The following is a 567-nucleotide window of genomic DNA, read 5'->3' on the forward strand; positions in this document are numbered from 1 at the left end:
GGAGACTGCGCCGCGAGGGGCGCGCGGATGCGGTCACTCCGTGGGCATCCCGGGAGCGCGGAAGACCTCGAGGTTGACCGAGACGGGACGGGCGTCGTCGGGGGCGTCGGTCGTGCCCTGGTGCGGGCGGTAGGAGCGGATGAGGCTGGTGAGCTCGGTGATGAGCCCGGCGGCCTCGTCGGCGGTGAGGCGCAGGGTGAAGTTGCTGAACGTGCCGGCGTCCTCCCACTCCGGCGGGAGGGTGGCGATCTCGGCGATCGCGCGCTGCGCGGCGTCGGCGTAGCCCGCGGCGACGGCGGACAGGTAGGCCGCGGAGGTCTCGCTGTCGGCGTCGTGGGTGTCGAAGTAGGTGCGGGCGTGCGCGGCGCGCCACCACCGGTCGCGGGCGTTGCCCATCTCGGTCGCCTCGACGACGAACCCGGCGATGGCGAGCTGGCGCACGTGGTAGCTCGTCGCTCCCGTGTTGACCCCGAGGTGCTCCGCGAGGCGCGACGCCGTGGCCGGTCCGTGCAGGCGCAGCGCGCTGAGGATCCGGGGGCGGAGGGGGTGCGTGAGGGCCTTGAGGGT

General features: G+C 74.4%; 1 protein-coding gene. It reads right to left on the bottom strand.

The features are described 5' to 3' along the window. Positions 1 to 33 precede the first annotated feature (33 nt). A partial coding sequence (locus AC1D01_RS38045; RefSeq protein ID WP_477875176.1) for a helix-turn-helix domain-containing protein occupies positions 34 to 567 on the bottom strand: 534 nt, incomplete at its 5' end.

The sequence above is a fragment of the Rhizobacter sp. P3_B12 genome, from assembly GCF_056402895.1.